The organism is Microbacterium sp. zg-B185 (assembly GCF_030246885.1).
In the GTDB taxonomy this organism is placed as follows: domain Bacteria; phylum Actinomycetota; class Actinomycetes; order Actinomycetales; family Microbacteriaceae; genus Microbacterium.
Genome location: NZ_CP126739.1, coordinates 2,710,449 through 2,728,290, shown reverse-complemented (window position 1 = coordinate 2,728,290; position 17,842 = coordinate 2,710,449). Strand labels below are relative to the sequence as shown.

Genomic DNA, 17,842 nt, shown 5'->3' with positions numbered 1-17,842 from the left:
GCGAGCCTCGCTCGCGCAACTCCGGAGGCGACAACCATGACCGCACAGAAACTGGACGGGGTCGCCACTGCGGCGGCCATCAAGGATGAGCTGCGCGCACGCGTGGCGGCCCTGGCCGAACGGGGGATCGTCCCCGGCATCGCCACGGTGCTGGTCGGAGCGGATCCCGGCTCGCAGCTGTACGTGGGCATGAAGCACCGCCAGTCCGAGGCGATCGGCATGAACTCGATCCAGGTCGAGCTGCCCGCGGATGCTACGCAGGAGCAGGTCGAAGCGGCCATCGACGCGCTCAACGCCGACCCCGCCTGCCACGGCTTCATCGTGCAGCTCCCGCTGCCCAAGCACATCGACACCGACGCGATCCTGGAGCGGATCGACCCGGACAAGGACGCCGACGGACTGCACCCGACGAACCTGGGGCGGCTCGTGCTCAATGTCAACAGCCCGATCACCTCGCCGCTGCCGTGCACGCCGCGGGGTGTCATCGAACTCCTGGTGCGCAACGGGTACGACCTGACGGGCAAGCACGTGGTCGTCGTGGGCCGCGGCGTCACCATCGGGCGCTCGATCGGCCTGCTGCTGACCCGCCGCGAGTTCAATGCCACCGTCACGCTGACCCACACCGGCACCGTCGATGCCGGCCAGTACCTGCGCCAGGCCGACGTGATCGTCGCCGCGGCAGGAGTCAAGCACCTCATCACCGCGGCCGATGTCAAGCCCGGCGCAGCCGTGCTGGATGTTGGCGTCACGCGCGAGCAGGACCCCGAGACGGGCAAGGCCAAGGTGCACGGCGACGTGCACCCCGACGTCGCAGAGGTCGCGGGCTTCCTCTCGCCCAACCCCGGCGGAGTCGGTCCGATGACCGTCGCGCTCCTGCTGATGAACGTGGTCGAGGCTGCGGAGCGCAGCGCCGCCTGACCCGGCGGCTCGCGGTCACCGACGCGCTTGGGCGGCGGCCAGGGCAGCGCGCGCGCCGCTGGTCGGGGCGATGGCGACCAGCCCGCGGTACAGCTTCACGAGCGTTTCGGCATCCAGAACGCCGGTGCGCGCCCGGTCGCAGTGCACCGCCTGGATCGCCGCCTCCAGCTGGAAGCGACCGAGTGGGTCGCCCAGCGCCGTCGCCCGGCGCAGCAGCGATCTGCCCTCCGCGATCAGTTCCGCGTCCCACTCGCCGGGGTCCTGCTCGTCCAGCGGCGGCCACGGCCGGGCCGCGCGTGCCGGGGCGCGCGACTGGGCGAAGGTCAGCAGCGCGGCCAGACCCCACGCCTCGGGCTCGGTCTGCAGCAGGCTCGCCAGCAGGACGGCGAGCCAGCGTGCCTCGTCGGCGATCGAGTCCCGTATGTCTCGCGCGTCCGTCACCGGTGGCTCGAGCCAGTCGATCGCGTAGGCGCCGTACACGGCCTCCAGCACTGCGCTGAGGCGATCGGGCATGTCGCCGCGGGACGGGACGACGAACGGGATGCCGGCGTCCCGGATCCGCCGCTTGGCCCGCACCAGCCGCTGCGCCATGGTGGCCGGCTCGACGGCGAAGGCGCGCCCGATCTGCGCGGCGTCGAACCCCAGGGCCGCCTGCAGCATGAGCGGCGTGCGGATGCCGGGATCCACCGCCGGATGGGCGCACGCGAAGAGCAGCTCGAGCCTCTTGTCGGGAATGCGCTCGCGGTCCGCGAGCACCGCGCCGGCATCCCGATCGTCCGTGCCGAGCATGCCCTCCAGCAGCGGCGCGCTGGTGCGCGCAGCGGATGAGCGCAGCAGATCGCGCAGACGGTTGCGGGCCACGATGACCAGCCACCCTTCGGGGTTGTCCGGGATGCCGCGGTCCGGCCACGAGCGGAGCGCCTTCTCGAACGCGTCCGACAGGGCGTCCTCCGCGAGTGCGACATCGCGGGTGGCGACGGCGATCACCGCCAGGATGCGGCCGTACGAATCGCGTGCGATGCGCTCCGCGGCAGCGCCGGCGGCACCCGCGCCGCCCTCCTCCGCGGGGTGGCCGGCGGTCATCGGTAGTCGAACGGCGTCCAGGCTCCGTCCACGAACCTGGTGCCCGAGGGGCGGATCTCCACGGCGCCCCAGTTCACCGACGGAGCCTTGCCGGCCCATCCGATCGCCTGGTCCAGGTCGTCCACCTCGATCACGAACGTCCCGCCGAGCTGCTCCTTCGTGTCGGCGTACGGTCCGTCCTGCACGCGCAGCGGGTCGCCGCCGCGCACCGTGGTGGTCCCCGACGACGGCTGCAGGACCTCCGCCGAGCGCAGCACGCCGGCTGCATCCAACGCCTTCGCGTAGTCGTCGAACTCGCGCATCCCCTCGGCCAGGGCGTCGGGTCCGAGATCCGCCGCGCTCATCTCGGGGTAGTGCAGCAGGAGTGTGTACCGCATGCGTTCGGTCCTTCCTCTATCGGGCTGTCATGTATCGACCATCCGATCGGCCGTGACACCCCTATGACGATCCAGGGGAGCCGCGATCGACAGCGCCGATCAGTCCGTGCCCAGTTCGTCCAGCATCCGGCGCTGCTCCTCGGTCAATCCGTCCTGCAGCTCGCGTCGGGCCGCGGCGTTGTCGCGCGACGGGATCGCGGCGGAGGACGGGGGGATGCCGGCGTCCCGCCCTCCGGTGGCCCGGTCGTAGAGCGCACCGGCGGATCTTTCCACCCGGTCATCGATGGTGTCGTAGATCGCCCAGCCGACCAGGAGGATCACCGGCGGCAGGATGTACCCCCACAGCCATCCGCCGACGCTCACTGCGGAGAGCACGACGGTGAGGATCCACACGATGAGCGCCACGACGAAGACCACTGCGCCCTGCACGAGCTTCTCGCCCACGCGCGTGCGCCGACCCGCGGACCTTGCGACCATGCCCCGGAACGCCCGATGGATCAGCGGTTTGACCCAGATGGTCAGCGCCGTGAGGATGACGCCGGCCCACAGGGCGGACCAGCCCACGCGCGCCGGGGTGAGCCAGCCGATCACGAGCAGGACGACCACGTTGAACACCAGGAGGGAGAGGAAGCGCACGACCCATTTCTTCATGCCTGATACGTTGCCACGCGCCACCGAGGCGCGCCACCGCGGCGCCTCAGCGCATGCGGACGAGCTGGGTGAGGTCGTCGTTGGGCAGCTCGTCCACGATCGCCATCACCTCCAGGTCCACCAGGTCGGCTCGCCCGGACACGACGGTCAGGAACGCAGAGTCCGCGGCGTCACGGCCGGTGGCGATGCGCACCAGAGTCGAGCGCGGTGCGAGCGTGGTCGCATCCACCACGTGCCAGCCGTCGTTGACCCACGCTTCGGCCACCGCGTGGAAGTCCATGGGGAACAGTCCGGGCGCGTACACCGACACCACGCGCGCGGGCACGTTCAGGGCGCGCAGCAGGGCCACGGTGAGGTGGGCGTAGTCCCGGCACACCCCCTGCCGCGCCAGCAGCGTCTGCGTCGCCCCATCGGTGGGCAGACTCGAACCGGTCACGTAGACCAGGTGCGTGCCCACCCAGGACGAGACGGACGAGAGCAGCTCGGCCGGATCGGTGATGCCGCCGAACTCGGCGTACGCGGTGGGCCCCAGGGTGTCCGATTCGGCGTACCGGCTGGGTCGGCGATAGGTGATCAGGTCGGTCGGGCTCGCCACCGTCGAGGACGCGTCACCCTGGATGGAGGCGTCGTACGAGGCCACCAGGCGGCCGACGGGGCTGTTCACCCTGTGCAGGCGGGTGCCGTGCGCATCCGGGAGGGACTCGTACGTCAGCGGGACGCCGTCGACGCTGAACGCGATGTGCTCGGTGACGGGGGTGTGGTGTCCGCTCACGGCCATCGAGAAGACCAGCTCGGCCGGCTCGGTCACGTCCAGTTCGATGCGGCTGACGACGTCTCTCTTCATCGGTCCAGAGTGCCATGTCCGCGTGTCGCCTGGGTTACGCGGGCAGTGCCTGTCGACATTCCGGGGAGGATGCGGTACTTTGCTCTCTAAACCGATCAACTAAACCGGTTTAGATCATCGAAGGCAGCGTAGCCGCATGGGTGAATCGCAGGGGGACCGGGCACGACGCCCGACCATCGCCGACGTCGCGCAGCGCGCGGGCGTCAGCAAGGGGCTCGTCTCGTTCGCCCTCAACGATCGCCCGGGGGTGAACGTCGCCACGCGTGAGCGGATCCTCGCGATCGCCGCGGAGCTGGGCTGGGCGCCCGATCTGCGCGCGCGCTCCCTGAGCACAAACCGCTCGTTCGCCCTCGGACTCGTCCTGCAGCGCGACACCGCCATCGTCGCGGGGGATCCCTTCTTCCCCGCCTTCATCGCGGGCGTGGAGCGCGAGCTCTCGACGGCGGGGCAGGCACTGGTCCTGGCGTCGGTGCCCTCGACCCGTCGCGAAGCGGACACCTACCGCAAGCTCGCATCCGAACGGCGCGTCGACGGCGTCTTCCTCGCCGACCTGCGCGGTGGCGACGAACGGCTGGAGCTCGTGCAGTCCCTGGGACTGGCGGCTGTCACGCTGGGGCATCCCGATGTCCCATCGCCGTTCCCCGCCGTGTCGGTGGACGACATCGACGGGGTGATCGCCACCGTGGCGCACCTCGTCGAGCTCGGCCACCGGTCGATCGCGCACGTTGCCGGCTCCCCCGAGATGCTGCACGCGCGCCGCAGGCGCACGGCATTCGAGCGCGCCTGCGAGGACCGTGGCGTGGCGCACCGGGTCGTGGACACCGACTTCAGTGCGCGGCAGGGGGGTGAGGCCACCCGTGCTCTGCTCGCGGACGCCGCGCGCCGCCCCACCGCGATCTGCTATTCGAACGACGTGATGGCAATGGCGGGGATCGCCGTCGCGCAGCGCGCGGGCCTGTCCGTCCCGGGCGACCTGTCCATCGCCGGCTTCGACGACAGCGAGCTCGCCCGGCACGTGTACCCCTCGCTCACCTCTGTCGCGACGGACGCCGTCGAGTGGGGGGCGGCCGCGGCGCGCACGCTCCTGGCCGCGATCGCCGGCGACGCGATCGACGACTCCGAACTCGCCCCCGCGCGTCTCGTCGTGCGCGAGTCCACCGGTGCGGCACCCGCACCACCGCGCGACATGCCCAGGTGACCGGGCGGCTCAGGACGCGACGGACGTCGCGTCTGGATGGAAAGGAAGAACGATGCGAAGAAGCATGACGATCGCGGCATTCGCCGCCGCCGGGGCTCTCACCCTCACCGCGTGCGGCGGTGGCGGCGGGGGAGGCGGCGACGCCCTGGACGCCCGGGGCGACATCACCATCTGGTACTCGAACAACGAAGCCGAGATCCAGTGGGGCAAGCAGATGGTCGAGGCGTGGAACGCCGAGCACCCGGATGAGCAGATCAAGGCGCAGGAGATTCCGGCGGGCGACAGCAGCGAGGCCGTCATCAGTGCCGCGATCACGGCCGGGAACGCGCCCTGCCTGATCTTCAACACCTCGCCGGCCGCCGTCCCCCAGTTCGAGAAGGCCGGCGGGCTGGTATCGCTGTCCAGCTTCGAGGACGGCGACGACTACATCAACGCGCGCAGCGGCGACAACGCGGCGCAGTACGCCTCCGCGGACGGCGAGTTCTATCAGATGCCGTGGAAGTCGAACCCGGTCGTGATCTTCTACAACAAGGCCATGTTCACCGCGGCGGGTCTGGACCCCGAGGCGCCTGCCCTGGCCACGTACGACGAGTTCCTCGACGCCGCGCGCACGCTGACCGCGTCCGGGGCGGCTCCGTACGCGATCTACCCCTCACCGGCGAGCCAGTTCTTCCAGTCCTGGTTCGACTTCTACCCCCTGTACGGGGCGGAGACGGGGGGAGCGCTTCTGGTCGAGGACGGCGAAGCGACCTTCGACTCCGACGCCGGCCAGGCCGTTTCGGAATTCTGGGCGACCATGTACGAGGAAGGGCTCGCCGGGCAGGAGGAGTTCAACGGCGACTCGTTCGTCGCCGGCAACTCCGCCATGACGATCGCCGGTCCCTGGGCGATCGACTACTTCGGCGACGACGTCGACTGGGGAACCGTGCCCGTGCCGACGTCCTCCGGAACGCCGGCCGAGGAGACCTACACGTTCAGCGATGCCAAGAACGTCGGCCTGTTCTCGGCCTGCGAGGCCAAGGGCACCGCGTGGGACGTGCTCAAGTTCGCCACGAGCGAGGAACAGGATGGACAGCTCCTCGAGCTGACCGGTCAGATGCCGCTTCGTGAGGACCTCACCGGCGCCTATCCCGACTTCTTCGCCGCCAACCCCGCCTACGAGGTGTTCGGCGACCAGGCCGGCCGCGTCGTCGAGGTGCCGAACGTCGCCAACTCGATCGAGGTGTGGCAGACCTTCCGGGACGCGTACTCCCAGGCGGTCATCTTCGGTGAGGGAGAGATCCCGTCGTTCCTCACCGACACGGCGGCCGAGGTCGACGCCCTGGTCGCCCAGGGCTGACGGTCGGACGGGCTCGATCATGTCCTCCGCCGTCGCGGAGCCGAAGACGGAGTCGGCCGGGTCCGGCGCGCAGCATGCGCGTTCGGCCCGGCGCCGGCGCCGCATCCTCGGCCAGAATCCGCTCGGGATCCTGCTCAGCGCTCCCTACCTGGTCTTCATCGGCGTCGTCTTCGCCTTCCCGCTGATCTTCGCGGTATGGATGTCGTTCCACGACTATTTCTTCGCTGCGCCGGGCGCCGATGTCGAACGCGAGTTCGTCGGCTTCGACAACTTCATCGCCGTGGCCACCGATCCGGCCGTGTGGCGCTCCTTCCTGAACGTCGGGGTCTTCCTGATCATCAACGTGCCGCTGACCGTCGTGCTCTCGCTGCTGCTGGCCACCGCGCTGAACCGGGTGGTGCGTGCGCGCCTGTTCCTGCGCGTCAGCTTCTACGTGCCCTATGTGACGGCATCCGTCGCGGTCGTCGGGGTGTGGCTGTTCATGTTCAGCGGCGGCGGGCTGGTCAACCAGGTGCTCGGGCCGCTGGCTCCTGATCCGTCCTGGCTGATCAACCCGTTCCTGGCCATGCCGACCATCGCCTTCTTCGTCACCTGGAAGCAGCTGGGATTCTTCATCCTGCTGTACCTGGCGGCCCTCCAGGCGGTGCCGAAGGAGCTGTACGAGTCGGCCGCCACTGACGGTGCGGGAGCGGTGCGCACGTTCTTCTCCGTCACAGTGCCGGGGGTCCGGTCGGCGACGCTGCTGGTGCTGCTGCTGGCGACGATCACCGGCGCCAACCTGTTCACCGAGCCGTACCTGCTCACCAACGGCGGCGGACCGAACGGCGCATCCACGTCCCCGGTGCTGCTGATGTACCAGAAGGGTCTGGAGCAGGGCAATCCGGATGTGGCGGCCGCCATCGGCGTGATCCTCGTCGTGCTGGTGCTCGCCCTGGCCCTGATCGAGCGCAAGCTCGTCGGAGATGAGGAGTCATGACCACCGGCACACGCGCAGACGCGCGCACCAAGGGCACACGCGCAGATCCGGGAGCCCACGTCGCGCCGAGCCGCGGCGGTCATCCCGGTCGCGGCGGGGCGATCGCACGCTGGGTCGTGCTGGCCCTCGGGGCGCTGCTGTTCCTGTTCCCCTTCTACTACATGATCATCGGCTCGCTGCAGACCAAGCCCGACCCGACTCCGGCGGGCGCCTTCCCGAATCCGGCGAACATCACACTGCAGAACTACGTCGAGATCAACGAGCGCATCAGTCTGCTGTCCGGCCTGGTCAACTCCGGCATCTTCACCGGCGGAGTGATCCTGTGCACGGTCGTGTTCGGGGTCCTGGTCGGCTATGCCCTCTCCGTGCTGCACTGGCGCGGCCGCGGGGTGACCTTCTCGATAGCGCTGCTGGTCCAGATCGTCCCCTTCCAGCTGCTGATGATCCCGCTCTACGTGCTGATCGCTCGGGATTACGGACTGGCCGACACGCACCTGGGCATGATCCTGCCGTTCGCCATCAACTCCGCGGCGGTGCTGATCTTCCGGCAGTACTTCATGCAGGTGCCGCGCGCGCTGTTCGATGCTGCCCGCATCGACGGGGCGAGCGAGATGCGCGTGCTGTGGAGCGTCGCCCTGCCACTGGTGCGACCGGCGCTGCTGACCGTGGTGCTGCTCACGTTCATCGGGCCGTGGAACGAGTTCCTCTGGCCGTTCCTGATCACGAAGGACCCGTCGCTGCAACCGTTGGCCGTATCGCTGGCGAACTACATCACCACGGTGGCCGCCTCGGCATCCAACCCGTTCGGTGCGATCCTGGCCGGCGCTGTGGTGCTGGCCATCCCCGCGGTCGTGCTGTTCGTGATCTTCCAACGTCAATTCCAGAGCTCGGACATCGGGTCGGGCGTGAAGGGCTGACATGACCACCGCAGACCTGCCCACCGTGCCCTACCGGCTGACGCGGATCGGCGTGATCATGAGCCCGCGGGAGGACGATCCCCTCGAGCAGGAGGGGGTCCTCAACCCCGCGTCAGGGCGCGGTGCGGACGGGGAGCTCTACCTTCTGCCGCGCATGGTCGCGGCGGGCAACGTCTCGCGGGTCGGTCTCGCGCGCGTCGTGACCGAGGGCGGCGTGCCGGTCGGCGTCGAGCGCGAGGGCGTCGTGCTGGAGCCGGACCGCTCCTGGGAACGGGGCGTCGGCAATTCCGGCGTCGAGGATCCGCGGGTCACGTGGATCGACGAGCTGCGTCTGCACGTGATGACCTACGTCGCGTACGGACCGCTGGGTCCGCGCACCGCGCTGGCCGTCTCCGAGGACCTGCGCGAGTGGCGTCGGCTGGGCCCGGTGCTGTTCGCGTACGACGATGCCCTCGACATCGATCTGAACCTGTTCCACAACAAGGACACCGTGTTCTTCCCGGAGGCCGTGACCGCGCCGGACGGGACGCGCAGCTTCGCGGTGCTGCACCGGCCGATGTGGGATCTGGGTGAGACCAGGCCAGGGCAGGGTGTGATGGTGCCGGCCGGCGTGACCGATGAGCGACAGTCGATCTGGATCAGCTACGTTCCGGTCGAGGCAGTGCGCGCGGACCTGGCCGCGCTCACCATGTGGGGGCAGCACCGGTTCCTGGCCGGACCCGTGTTCGACTTCGAGGCCACCAAGATCGGGGGAGGTCCGCCCCCGCTGCGGGTCCCGGAGGGCTGGCTGCTGCTGCACCACGGCGTGACGGGGCGGATCGAGAACGCGTTCGCCCCGCAGCAGAATGTGCACTACGCGGCCGGGGCGATGCTGCTGGACGCGGATGACCCGTCCGTCGTGATCGCCCGGACGCCGGAGCCGCTGCTGTCCGCCGAAACCGACGACGAACGCGGCGGCACCGTCCCGAACGTGGTCTTCCCGACCGCGGTCGAGGAGATCGAGGGGGTCCGCTACGTCTTCTACGGCATGGCGGATTCGAAGATCGGCGTCGCGCGACTGGACCACACCTGACGACCGGCCCCCGAGGTCAGTACGACGTGCGCTCGCCGGTGCCGTCGTCGGAGATGAACCGGGCGGCGAGGCCCTCGGAACCACGGGCCAGCAGCGACACATCGGCACCGACCAGGACGAACGACGCGCCCGCGGAGAGGTAGCGGTCGGCTACCATCGGGTCGAACGCGTTCACCCCGACCGGCTTGCCCGCGCCGCGGACGACCTCGAAGGTGCGCAGAACGGCCGCCTCCACGTCCGGATGGCTCTGCTGGCCGAGCGCGCCCATCGACGCGGCGAGGTCGGACGGTCCCACGAAGACACCGTCCACGCCCTCCACCGCGGCGATCTGAGCCGCGGCATCCACACCTGCGGAATTCTCGATCTGCACGAACAGGGACACGTGCTCGTGGGCGTTCTGCAGGTAGGCGTCCACGCGGTTCCATCGGGCGGACCGGGCCAGCGCGGATCCGACGCCGCGCGAGCCGAGCGGCGGGTAGCGCACCGCCTCGACGGCGGCCCGTGCCTCAGCCGCGGAGGACACCATCGGCACGAGGATGTTCTGCGCGCCTAGATCCAGCACCTGCTTGATGGTGACGAGATCGTTCGTGGGCACCCGGACCAGCGGTGTCGACGGATACGCCGACACCGCGTACAGCTGGGCGAGCGTGGATTCCAGGCCGTTGGGGGAGTGCTCCATGTCGATCAGCAGCCAGTCCAGACCCGCGCCGGCGCAGATCTCGGCGACCAGGGGCGATCCGGAGCAGACCCACATTCCGGCGAGCGGGCGGGATGCCGCGGCCAGGCGCTCGCGGAAGGTGGCGGCTAGCTGAAGCGGCATGTGATGGTTCCCATCGGTCCGTAGTCGCACAGCACCGTGTCGCCCCGCGAGACCCACAGGGGCCGGGTGAACGATCCGGCGAGGAGGATCTCGCCGGCCTCCAGGCGGGTGCCGTGCTGGTGGAGCTTGTTCGCGAGCCAGGCCACACCCGTGGCGGGGTGGTTGAGCACCCCTGCGGCGACGCCGGTCTCTTCGATCGTCTCGTTGCGGTACAGCAGGGCCGAGACCCAGCGCAGGTCGATCTGATCGGGGCGCATCGGGATGCCGCCGAGGACCATGCCGCCGTACGCGGCGTTGTCGGAGATCGTGTCCACGATGGTGCGCCCCTCCAGCTCGATGTGCGAATTGAGCACCTCGAGGGCGGGGGTGACGTACTCGGTGGCGCGCAGGACGTCGATCAGCGTGCAGCGCGGTCCCTCCAGCGGTTCGCGCAGCACGAACGCGAGCTCCACTTCGATCCGCACGTTCGAGAAGTCATCGAACGGGATCGTCGCCCCGTTGTCCCACACCGTGTCGTCGAACATCACCCCGTAGTCGGGCTCGCTGATGCCGGTCGCCTGCTGCATCGCCTTCGAGGTCAGGCCGATCTTGCGGCCGACCAGCCGCCGGCCCGCGGCGAGGTTCGTGTCGCGCCAGACGCCCTGGATCGCGTAGGAGTCCTCGATCGTCGCGTCCGGGTAGCGGGCGGTGATCCGCGGGATCACGCTGCGGGTGCGGCCCGCCTCGGCCAGCTCCTCGGCGATCGCCGCGATCGTCGTGTCATCCAGCATCCGTCATCCTCCGTCGCGCTGTGGGTGTGGCAGTCGGTGCCCCCGCCCATGTCCCACTATTCACTGTCTGGGGGCTCCAGAAGCTGTCTAATCGGGACACGGGCTGGCTGGGGCGGGGCGGGGCGGGGCGGTCAGAGCTGATTGCCCAGCTTGTACTCGCCCTGCTTCCAGCTCGGCAGCTCCTCCGGCGCGTCGGACGGACGCGTGTATGAGAAGCCGTCCGCGCCGATCGTGACGGCCATCTCGCTGGCGTCGGTGCGCGCGAGGACCGGCTGCGGATTGCCGTCCAGGTCCAGCACGAGTGAGGCCTCGGTGTACCAGGACGGCACCACCGGGGTGCCCCACCAGTCGCGGCGCTGGTTGTCGTGGACGTCCCACGTGACGACCGGATTGTCCGGGTCGCCGGTGTAGTAGTCCTGGGTGTAGATCTCCACGCGGTGCCCGTCCGGGTCGCGCAGGTACAGGTAGAACGCGTTGGAGACCCCGTGGCGGCCGGGTCCCCGCTCGATCCGATCGGACATGCGCAGCGCGCCGAGCGTGTCGCAGATCGCCAGGATGTTGTGCTTCTCGTGCGTCGCGAAGGCGACGTGGTGCATGCGGGGCCCGTCGCCGCCGGTCATGGCCGTGTCGTGCACGGTCGGCTTGCGGCGCATCCACGCGGCATAGACGATGCCCGCGTCGTCCTGGATGTCCTCGGTCACGCGGAACCCGAGGCTCTGCATGAAGTTCACGGCGCGAGGGACGTCCGGGGTCACCTGGTTGAAGTGGTCCAGGCGCACCAACTCCCCGGGGGTGTGCAGGTCGTAGCGCCACGACAGGCGTTCGACGTGCTGGGTGTCGTAGAAGAACTCGTACGGGAAGCCCAGCGGGTCCTCGACGCGCACCGAGTCGCCGATGCCCTTCGTGAAGCCGTCGGCGCGACGCTCGACACGGCAGCCGAGCTCCTCGTAGAACGCCACCGCCCGATCGAGATCCGCCGGGGTGCGAACGCGGTACGAGAAGGCGGCGACGGCCGCGATCGGTCCCTGGCGCAGGACCAGGTTGTGGTGGATGAACTCCTCCGTGGAGCGCAGGTAGACCGACTCGGAGTCCTCCTCCGTCACGTGCAGGCCGAGCACATCGACGTAGAACGCGCGAGAGAGCCCGAGGTCGGTGACGACGAGCTCCATGTATGCGCAGCGCAGGATGTCCGGCGCGGGCGACGCCGGTGTCGGGATGGGGTCGTCGGTGTGGATCGGGGCTTCCTGCGAGACGAAGAAGCCGGAGGAGGTGAGGGTCTTGTCAGTGGTCATCAGAGCGTCCTTGCCTGGGTGTCGGTCGACGCGATCAGCGCGGGTCGGGATCGTCGAGGTCGTTCGCGTCGTGGTGCTCCGCCTTGCCGAAGGTCGGGTTGTGCGCCGCGCCGAGGGTGATGTGCACGGCCTGCTGGTCGGTGTAGAAGTCGATCGAGCGGTAACCGCCCTCATGCCCCAGACCAGACGCCTTGACCCCGCCGAACGGGGTGCGCAGGTCGCGCACGTTGTTCGAGTTCAGCCACACCATTCCCGCTTCCACCGACTGTGCGAAGTTGTGCGCGCGCTTCAGGTCGCTGGTCCAGACGTAGGCGGCCAGGCCGTACTTGGTGCTGTTGGCCAGAGCGAGGGCTTCCTCGTCGGTGTCGAAGGGGGTGATCGCCACGACCGGTCCGAAGATCTCCTCCTGGAAGATGCGCGCATCCGCCGGGACGTCTGCGAACACGGTGGGTGCGACGAAGTTGCCGGTCTCGAAGCCCTCCGGCCGGCCGCCGCCCGCGACCAGGCGTCCCTCGGACTTGCCCAGCTCGACGTAGCCCATCACCTTGTCGTAGTGCTCCGGGTGCACGAGCGCGCCGACTTCGGTCTTCGGATCGTGCGGGTACCCGACGATCACTCGGGACGCCTGAGCCGCGTAACGCTCGACGAACTCGTCGTAGACCTCGCGCTGGACCAGGATGCGGCTGCCGGCGGTGCAGCGCTCGCCGTTGAGCGAGAAGACTCCGAAGATCGTGGCGTCCACGGCGGCTTCGAGGTCGGCGTCGGCGAACACGATCGCCGGCGACTTGCCGCCGAGCTCCATCGACAGTCCCTTCAGGAACGGTGCGGCGTTGCCGAAGATCAGCTGGCCGGTGCTGCTCTCTCCGGTGAACGAGATGAGCGGGACATCGGGATGCTTGACCAGTGCGTCTCCGGCATCCTCGCCGAGGCCGTTCACCAGGTTGAACACGCCCTGGGGCAGTCCCGCCTCTTCGAAGATGCCGGCCCACAGCGAAGCGGACAGCGGGGTGAACTCGGCCGGCTTCAGCACGACCGTGTTGCCGGTGGCCAGCGCCGGGCCGAGCTTCCAGGACTCGAGCATGAAGGGCGTGTTCCAGGGCGTGATCAGGCCGGCCACGCCGATCGGCTTGCGGTTGACGTAGTTGAGCTGACGGCCGGGGACTTTGAAGGCGTCATCGGTCTGGGCCACGATCAGGTCGGCGAAGAAGCGGAAGTTCTCCGCCGCGCGGCGGGCCTGGCCGAGTGCCTGCGTGATCGGCAGCCCAGAGTCGAACGACTCCAGCTCTGCCAGGCGGGCGTCGCGGGATTCGACGATGTCCGCGACCCGGTGCAGGACGCGCGAACGGTCGCGGGGCAGCATCCGGGGCCAGGGACCCTCGGTGAACGCGCGCCGGGCGGCGGCGACGGCGCGGTCGATGTCCGCCTTCTTGCCCGCGGCCGCCTGCAGGTAGGTCTGGTTGGTGACCGGGTCGAGGACGTCGAAGGTGTCCCCGTCGGCACTGTCGACGAACTGCCCGTCGATGTAGTGCTGGATGCGGGTGGGCAGGTCGGCCGGGACGCGGTGGGCCTGGACGCTGGTGGCGGTGTCGGTCATGGATTACCTCGCAGTGGTCTCAGAAGGCGGGGAGGCCGAGGGCCTCATCGGGATGTTCGTGGATCAGGTACGCGTCGAGGGTGGCGGAGCGGTGACGCCGCGCCACCATCTCGATGTCGCCCAGCGGGGCGTCGGCCTCGATGAGCTGCAGGATCTTCTCGTGCTCGCGCACCGACTCGGCGGCCCGGCCGGGCACGAAGCTGAACGTGGAATCGCGCAGGTGCCCGAGCCGAGCCCATTCCGCGTTGACCAGCTCGAGGATCCTCGGGTTCGCGCACTGCGCGAACAGGATGGAGTGGAACTCCTGGTTCAGCGCCGTGAACGATCGCGGGTCGAAGTGGTCCAGCACCTCGACCATGAGCTCGTTGACCGCGCGGGCGCGGCTGATCTCGTCGGCGGTCAGGCTGCGCGCCGCCAGCGCGGTGGCGGTGCCCTCCAGAATGCTCAGCGCCTGCATGCTGTAGCGATACGCCGTGTCATCGACCATCGACACGTGCGCGCCGACGTTGCGCTCGAACGTGACCAGCCCCTCCGCCTCCAGCTGGCGGATCGCCTCGCGGACGGGCACGACGCTCATGCCGAGTTCGCCCGCGATCGAGCCCAGCACGAGCCGGTACCCCGGGGTGAAGTCCTGGTTCGCGATGCGGCCCTTGATCCAGTGGTACGCCCGCTGGGACTTGCTCTGGTCGCTCGGTGCCACCGTCATGATCTCGTCTGACGCCATGCGTCGTACCTCCCTCGCCACTCGGGGTTCATCGGGAACAGGCCGTCCACCGGATGCCCAGCCGCGACCTGGTCGGCCACCCACGCGTCTTCGTCCTCCTGGGCGAGCGCGGCATCGGCGATTTCTGCGGCGATCTCGGGCGGCAGGACGATCACACCGTCCGTGTCGCCGACCAGGATGTCGCCGGGCTGCACCGTGGTGCCACCGCACGCGATGGTCACGTCGTAGTCCCACGGCACGTGCTTGCGCCCGAGCACGGCCGGGTGCGCGCCGGAGCTGAACACCGGGATGCCGATCGCCGCGACCGCGTCGAAGTCGCGGATGCCGCCGTCGGTGACGATGCCCGCGGCGCCGCGAGCCTTCGCGCGCAGCGCCAGGATGTCGCCGAGGGTGCCCGATCCGGTCTCGCCGCGCGCTTCGATCACGATGATCTCGCCTTCGTCGACCGCGTCGAACACGCGCTTCTGCGCGTTGTACCCGCCCCCGTGCGAGACGAACAGGTCTTCGCGTCCCGGCACGAACCGCAGGGTCTTGGCGGTGCCGACGATCTTGGTGCCGGGGTGCATCGGGCGGACCCCGTCGATCGTGACGTTGTTCAGGCCGCGCTTGCGCAGCTGACCGGACAAGCCCGCCACCGGCACGCGCAGCAGCTTCTCGCGCAGCTCGGGCGACAGCGGCGCGCGCGCTGCAGGGACGGCGGCGGGGTCCCCGCCCGCGGACGCGGGCGGTGCGGAGTCCGCCGTCTCGTCCGCGTCAGGCAGCCCGGCCGCCGCACGGGATCCCCACGCCTCGGCGCGCTGCGTGTCATCCACTGCGGGGAGCGAGCCCAGCGTCTGGTCGAAGGGGATCGTGCCCTGCGTGACCGCCGTGACCAGCCGGCCCGAGGTCAGTCCGGTGCCCGGGGCGTCCACCTCGACCTCGACCACGTCGCCGGGAACGACGACCGATGAGCCGGCCGGCGTCCCGGTGAGGATCACGTCGCCGGTCTCGAGGGTGAAGTGCTGGGACAGGTCGGCGACCAGCTGCGCGAGCGGGAACAGCAGGCCCGCGGTGGTGTCCTCCTGCGCCAGCACGCCGTTGACCCACGTCCGCAGCCGCAGCGCGGCAGGGTCGACGGCGCGGGCATCGATCAGGACCGGTCCGATCGGGGTGTAGCCGTCACCGCCCTTGGAGCGCACGTTCGATCCCTTGTCGTTCGCGCGCAGGTCGTACAGGCCGAAGTCGTCCGCGGCGGTCACCGCGTCGACGTGGTTCCAGGCGTCTGCCAGGGGCACCCGGCGGGCCGGAGCGCCGATCACCAGGGCGATCTCCCCCTCGAATGCCAGCAGCTCGGTGCCGGCGGGGCGCTCGATGGTGTCACCGGATGCCGCGACCGAACTGGACGGCTTGAAGAAGTACGAGGGTGCCGCAGGGCGGCGGCCGCGCTGGTCGGCGCGTGAGGCATAGCTGAGGTGGATCGCGATGATCTTGCCCGGGCGATCCGGCAACGGCCCGAAGCGGCCGGTGCCGGCATCCGTCGAATTGCTCATGAGCTCCCTCGCCCTTGCGTTGTATCTGAAATCGTATATTATCTGGAGGAGCCCGGCAAGCGCCACCCCCGCCTTGCCGAACGTACAGGGCTGGAAATGACATTGGAGTCACAATGAGCGCAGCATCGTCGCCCGGGTTCACCCCCACCGGCACCATCGCCAGCACCGTCGACCGGCGGCGCGTCGTCTTCGCGACCGTCGTGGGCACCACGGTGGAGTGGTACGACTTCTTCATCTACGCCACGGCCGTCGGGCTGGTCTTCGGACAGCTGTTCTTCGCGCCGCTCGGCGCCAACAGCGCGATCATCGCCTTCGCCACCGTGGGTGTGAGCTTCCTGTTCCGCCCGCTCGGTGCCTTCCTCGCCGGTCATTTCGGCGACAAGTACGGTCGCAAGGTCGTGCTGATGTGGACGCTCATCCTGATGGGTGCCGCCACCGCACTGATCGGCGTCCTGCCCACCTACGAGGCCATCGGCGTCGCCGCGCCGATCCTGCTGGTCCTGCTGCGCATCCTGCAGGGGATCTCCGCCGGCGGCGAATGGGGCGGCGCCGTGCTGATGGCCGTGGAGCACGCTCCCAAGCAGCGCCGCGGGCTGTTCGGCGCATCGCCGCAGATCGGCGTGCCGCTCGGGCTGCTGCTCGCATCCGGTGTGATGGCGCTGATGACGATCATCGCCCCGGGCGACGCGTTCCTGCAGTGGGGGTGGCGCATCCCGTTCCTGCTGAGCGTCGTGCTCATCCTCGTCGGCTACTACGTGCGTCGCCGTGTCGAAGAGAGCCCGGTGTTCACCGAGCTCGCCGAGCGCAAAGAGAAGGCGCGGATGCCGATCGTGCAGCTCTTCCGAAAGCACACGCTCCTGGTCGTCATCGCCGCGCTCGTCTTCGCGGGCAACAACGCGGTGGGCTACATGACCACGGGCGGCTACATCCAGGGCTATGCCACCAACCCCGACGGTCCGATCGGGCTCGAGCGCGGTCCGGTGCTGTGGGCGGTCACCGGCTCTGCGGTGACCTGGCTGCTGTCGACCTTCTTCGCCGGATGGGTCTCGGACCGCATCGGCCGGCGGACCACCTACCTCATCGGCTGGATCCTGCAGGGGATCGGTGTGTTCACCCTGTTCCCGCTGGTGAACACCGGCAACGTCGGCCTGCTGTTCCTGGGCCTTGCCATCCTCACGATCGGGCTGGGCTTCACGTACGGCCCGCAGGCGGCGCTGTACGCGGAGCTGTTCCCCGCATCCATCCGCTTCTCGGGCGTATCGATCTCATACGCGATCGGGGCCATCCTCGGCGGGGCATTCGCCCCGACCATCGCGCAGGCGCTGGTGCAGGCGACCGGCTCGACGATGGCCGTCACCTGGTACCTCGCCGGGATGACGGTGATCGGGCTGCTCGCGACGCTGCTGCTGCGCGACCGTTCCGGCATCCCGCTCGGCCCCGATCACGAGGACGAGCAGTCCGTGAGCCCGATCTACGGGCTCGCGAAGGCCTGACCGGGACCGGCCCGCGACACTCAACGGCGTCGCGCCGTATGCTCGGATCGCGGATCCCGGTCGCATCCGGCGGTGCGAACCGGAAGGGATGAGATGGACGAGGATCCCGGCAGGCGGCGTGGACGATTCGCCGGGCACCCGCTGTGGTGGTGGACGACCGCCGCCCTGACCGCCGTCGCGGTCGTCGGGGCCGTCGTCCTGCTGAGCCTTCCGGTCTGACGCGCGGTCCACGAGTCCGGGGCGGA

18 protein-coding genes are annotated in these 17,842 nt (G+C 69.6%); 8 read left to right on the top strand and 10 right to left on the bottom strand.

Annotated features, from left to right (window positions below; translation table 11 throughout):
• The first annotated feature begins 36 nt into the window (after positions 1-36).
• Positions 37-918: a bifunctional methylenetetrahydrofolate dehydrogenase/methenyltetrahydrofolate cyclohydrolase gene (locus QNO12_RS13120; protein ID WP_257503140.1), complete on the top strand. Its 882-nt coding sequence runs from the start codon at positions 37-39 to the stop codon at positions 916-918.
• Between the two features lie 15 nt (positions 919-933).
• On the opposite strand, the gene QNO12_RS13115 is transcribed toward QNO12_RS13120, so the two are convergent.
• The 4 genes from QNO12_RS13115 to QNO12_RS13100 form a co-directional block, all read right to left on the bottom strand.
• Complete coding sequence (locus QNO12_RS13115) at positions 934-2,001, bottom strand: RNA polymerase sigma factor (RefSeq protein WP_257503139.1); 1,068 nt, start codon at positions 1,999-2,001, stop codon at positions 934-936.
• Positions 1,998-2,378: a YciI family protein gene (locus tag QNO12_RS13110; protein ID WP_257503138.1), complete on the bottom strand. Its 381-nt coding sequence runs from the start codon at positions 2,376-2,378 to the stop codon at positions 1,998-2,000. Before QNO12_RS13110 ends, QNO12_RS13115 begins: the two co-directional genes overlap by 4 nt.
• Positions 2,379-2,477: 99 nt before the next feature.
• A complete protein-coding gene (locus QNO12_RS13105; RefSeq protein ID WP_257503137.1) occupies positions 2,478-3,029 on the bottom strand; it encodes a hypothetical protein in 552 nt (183 codons plus the stop codon).
• Between the two features lie 46 nt (positions 3,030-3,075).
• Positions 3,076-3,873, bottom strand: coding sequence for a transglutaminase-like domain-containing protein (locus tag QNO12_RS13100; RefSeq protein ID WP_257503136.1), 798 nt, complete (start codon positions 3,871-3,873; stop codon positions 3,076-3,078).
• Positions 3,874-4,009: 136 nt separating this feature from the next.
• On the opposite strand from QNO12_RS13100, the gene QNO12_RS13095 reads away from it, so the two are divergent.
• Genes QNO12_RS13095 through QNO12_RS13075 form a run of 5 tightly spaced genes read left to right on the top strand, consistent with a single transcriptional unit; the run spans position 4,010 to position 9,375 of the window.
• On the top strand, positions 4,010-5,071 hold the full coding sequence (locus tag QNO12_RS13095; RefSeq protein ID WP_257503135.1) for a LacI family DNA-binding transcriptional regulator: 1,062 nt from the start codon (positions 4,010-4,012) through the stop codon (positions 5,069-5,071).
• A gap of 52 nt (positions 5,072-5,123) precedes the next feature.
• Positions 5,124-6,410 (top strand): extracellular solute-binding protein, encoded by a 1,287-nt coding sequence (locus QNO12_RS13090; RefSeq protein ID WP_257503134.1) that lies wholly within the window; start codon positions 5,124-5,126, stop codon positions 6,408-6,410.
• Between the two features lie 19 nt (positions 6,411-6,429).
• On the top strand, positions 6,430-7,386 hold the full coding sequence (locus QNO12_RS13085; protein ID WP_257503133.1) for a carbohydrate ABC transporter permease: 957 nt from the start codon (positions 6,430-6,432) through the stop codon (positions 7,384-7,386).
• Positions 7,383-8,303 (top strand): carbohydrate ABC transporter permease, encoded by a 921-nt coding sequence (locus tag QNO12_RS13080; protein ID WP_374761039.1) that lies wholly within the window; start codon positions 7,383-7,385, stop codon positions 8,301-8,303. The genes QNO12_RS13085 and QNO12_RS13080 overlap by 4 nt, the downstream gene beginning before the upstream one ends.
• Position 8,304: 1 nt before the next feature.
• A complete protein-coding gene (locus QNO12_RS13075) occupies positions 8,305-9,375 on the top strand; it encodes a glycoside hydrolase family 130 protein (protein ID WP_257503132.1) in 1,071 nt (356 codons plus the stop codon).
• A 16-nt stretch (positions 9,376-9,391) separates the two neighbouring features.
• Here the strand turns inward: QNO12_RS13075 and QNO12_RS13070 are convergent, their stop codons facing one another.
• From QNO12_RS13070 to QNO12_RS13045, 6 genes are all read right to left on the bottom strand, one after another.
• Entirely contained in the window at positions 9,392-10,195 is an 804-nt protein-coding gene (locus tag QNO12_RS13070) for an HpcH/HpaI aldolase family protein (RefSeq protein ID WP_257503131.1), read from the bottom strand.
• Positions 10,180-10,965 carry a 2-oxo-hept-4-ene-1,7-dioate hydratase gene (gene hpaH, locus QNO12_RS13065; protein WP_257503130.1) on the bottom strand — a complete coding sequence of 262 codons (786 nt, stop codon included), beginning with the start codon at positions 10,963-10,965 and terminating at the stop codon, positions 10,180-10,182. Before hpaH ends, QNO12_RS13070 begins: the two co-directional genes overlap by 16 nt.
• 131 nt (positions 10,966-11,096) lie before the next feature.
• Positions 11,097-12,257, bottom strand: a complete 1,161-nt coding sequence (gene hpaD, locus QNO12_RS13060) for a 3,4-dihydroxyphenylacetate 2,3-dioxygenase (RefSeq protein WP_257503129.1) — start codon at positions 12,255-12,257, stop codon at positions 11,097-11,099.
• Positions 12,258-12,291: 34 nt separating this feature from the next.
• Positions 12,292-13,851, bottom strand: coding sequence for a 5-carboxymethyl-2-hydroxymuconate semialdehyde dehydrogenase (gene hpaE, locus QNO12_RS13055; RefSeq protein ID WP_257503128.1), 1,560 nt, complete (start codon positions 13,849-13,851; stop codon positions 12,292-12,294).
• Positions 13,852-13,870: 19 nt separating this feature from the next.
• Positions 13,871-14,575, bottom strand: coding sequence for a GntR family transcriptional regulator (locus QNO12_RS13050; protein WP_257503127.1), 705 nt, complete (start codon positions 14,573-14,575; stop codon positions 13,871-13,873).
• Positions 14,554-16,104, bottom strand: coding sequence for a fumarylacetoacetate hydrolase family protein (locus QNO12_RS13045; protein ID WP_257503126.1), 1,551 nt, complete (start codon positions 16,102-16,104; stop codon positions 14,554-14,556). The genes QNO12_RS13050 and QNO12_RS13045 overlap by 22 nt, the downstream gene beginning before the upstream one ends.
• A gap of 113 nt (positions 16,105-16,217) precedes the next feature.
• Between QNO12_RS13045 and QNO12_RS13040 the strand changes: the two genes are divergently transcribed.
• Positions 16,218-17,597 carry an MFS transporter gene (locus QNO12_RS13040; RefSeq protein WP_257503125.1) on the top strand — a complete coding sequence of 460 codons (1,380 nt, stop codon included), beginning with the start codon at positions 16,218-16,220 and terminating at the stop codon, positions 17,595-17,597.
• Positions 17,598-17,690: 93 nt separating this feature from the next.
• Positions 17,691-17,816, top strand: coding sequence for a hypothetical protein (locus QNO12_RS13035; RefSeq protein ID WP_257503124.1), 126 nt, complete (start codon positions 17,691-17,693; stop codon positions 17,814-17,816).
• The last annotated feature ends 26 nt before the right edge of the window (positions 17,817-17,842 follow it).

What these genes read in the sequence shown, in the direction of transcription:
- QNO12_RS13120 (WP_257503140.1), top strand. Translation starts at nt 37, where the DNA reads ATGACCGCACAGAAACTGGACGGGGTCGCCACTGCGGCGGCCATCAAG.
- QNO12_RS13115 (WP_257503139.1), bottom strand. Translation starts at nt 2,001, where the DNA reads ATGACCGCCGGCCACCCCGCGGAGGAGGGCGGCGCGGGTGCCGCCGGC.
- QNO12_RS13110 (WP_257503138.1), bottom strand. Translation starts at nt 2,378, where the DNA reads ATGCGGTACACACTCCTGCTGCACTACCCCGAGATGAGCGCGGCGGAT.
- QNO12_RS13105 (WP_257503137.1), bottom strand. Translation starts at nt 3,029, where the DNA reads ATGAAGAAATGGGTCGTGCGCTTCCTCTCCCTCCTGGTGTTCAACGTG.
- QNO12_RS13100 (WP_257503136.1), bottom strand. Translation starts at nt 3,873, where the DNA reads ATGAAGAGAGACGTCGTCAGCCGCATCGAACTGGACGTGACCGAGCCG.
- QNO12_RS13095 (WP_257503135.1), top strand. Translation starts at nt 4,010, where the DNA reads ATGGGTGAATCGCAGGGGGACCGGGCACGACGCCCGACCATCGCCGAC.
- QNO12_RS13090 (WP_257503134.1), top strand. Translation starts at nt 5,124, where the DNA reads ATGCGAAGAAGCATGACGATCGCGGCATTCGCCGCCGCCGGGGCTCTC.
- QNO12_RS13085 (WP_257503133.1), top strand. Translation starts at nt 6,430, where the DNA reads ATGTCCTCCGCCGTCGCGGAGCCGAAGACGGAGTCGGCCGGGTCCGGC.
- QNO12_RS13080 (WP_374761039.1), top strand. Translation starts at nt 7,383, where the DNA reads ATGACCACCGGCACACGCGCAGACGCGCGCACCAAGGGCACACGCGCA.
- QNO12_RS13075 (WP_257503132.1), top strand. Translation starts at nt 8,305, where the DNA reads ATGACCACCGCAGACCTGCCCACCGTGCCCTACCGGCTGACGCGGATC.
- QNO12_RS13070 (WP_257503131.1), bottom strand. Translation starts at nt 10,195, where the DNA reads ATGCCGCTTCAGCTAGCCGCCACCTTCCGCGAGCGCCTGGCCGCGGCA.
- hpaH (WP_257503130.1), bottom strand. Translation starts at nt 10,965, where the DNA reads ATGCTGGATGACACGACGATCGCGGCGATCGCCGAGGAGCTGGCCGAG.
- hpaD (WP_257503129.1), bottom strand. Translation starts at nt 12,257, where the DNA reads ATGACCACTGACAAGACCCTCACCTCCTCCGGCTTCTTCGTCTCGCAG.
- hpaE (WP_257503128.1), bottom strand. Translation starts at nt 13,851, where the DNA reads ATGACCGACACCGCCACCAGCGTCCAGGCCCACCGCGTCCCGGCCGAC.
- QNO12_RS13050 (WP_257503127.1), bottom strand. Translation starts at nt 14,575, where the DNA reads ATGGCGTCAGACGAGATCATGACGGTGGCACCGAGCGACCAGAGCAAG.
- QNO12_RS13045 (WP_257503126.1), bottom strand. Translation starts at nt 16,104, where the DNA reads ATGAGCAATTCGACGGATGCCGGCACCGGCCGCTTCGGGCCGTTGCCG.
- QNO12_RS13040 (WP_257503125.1), top strand. Translation starts at nt 16,218, where the DNA reads ATGAGCGCAGCATCGTCGCCCGGGTTCACCCCCACCGGCACCATCGCC.
- QNO12_RS13035 (WP_257503124.1), top strand. Translation starts at nt 17,691, where the DNA reads ATGGACGAGGATCCCGGCAGGCGGCGTGGACGATTCGCCGGGCACCCG.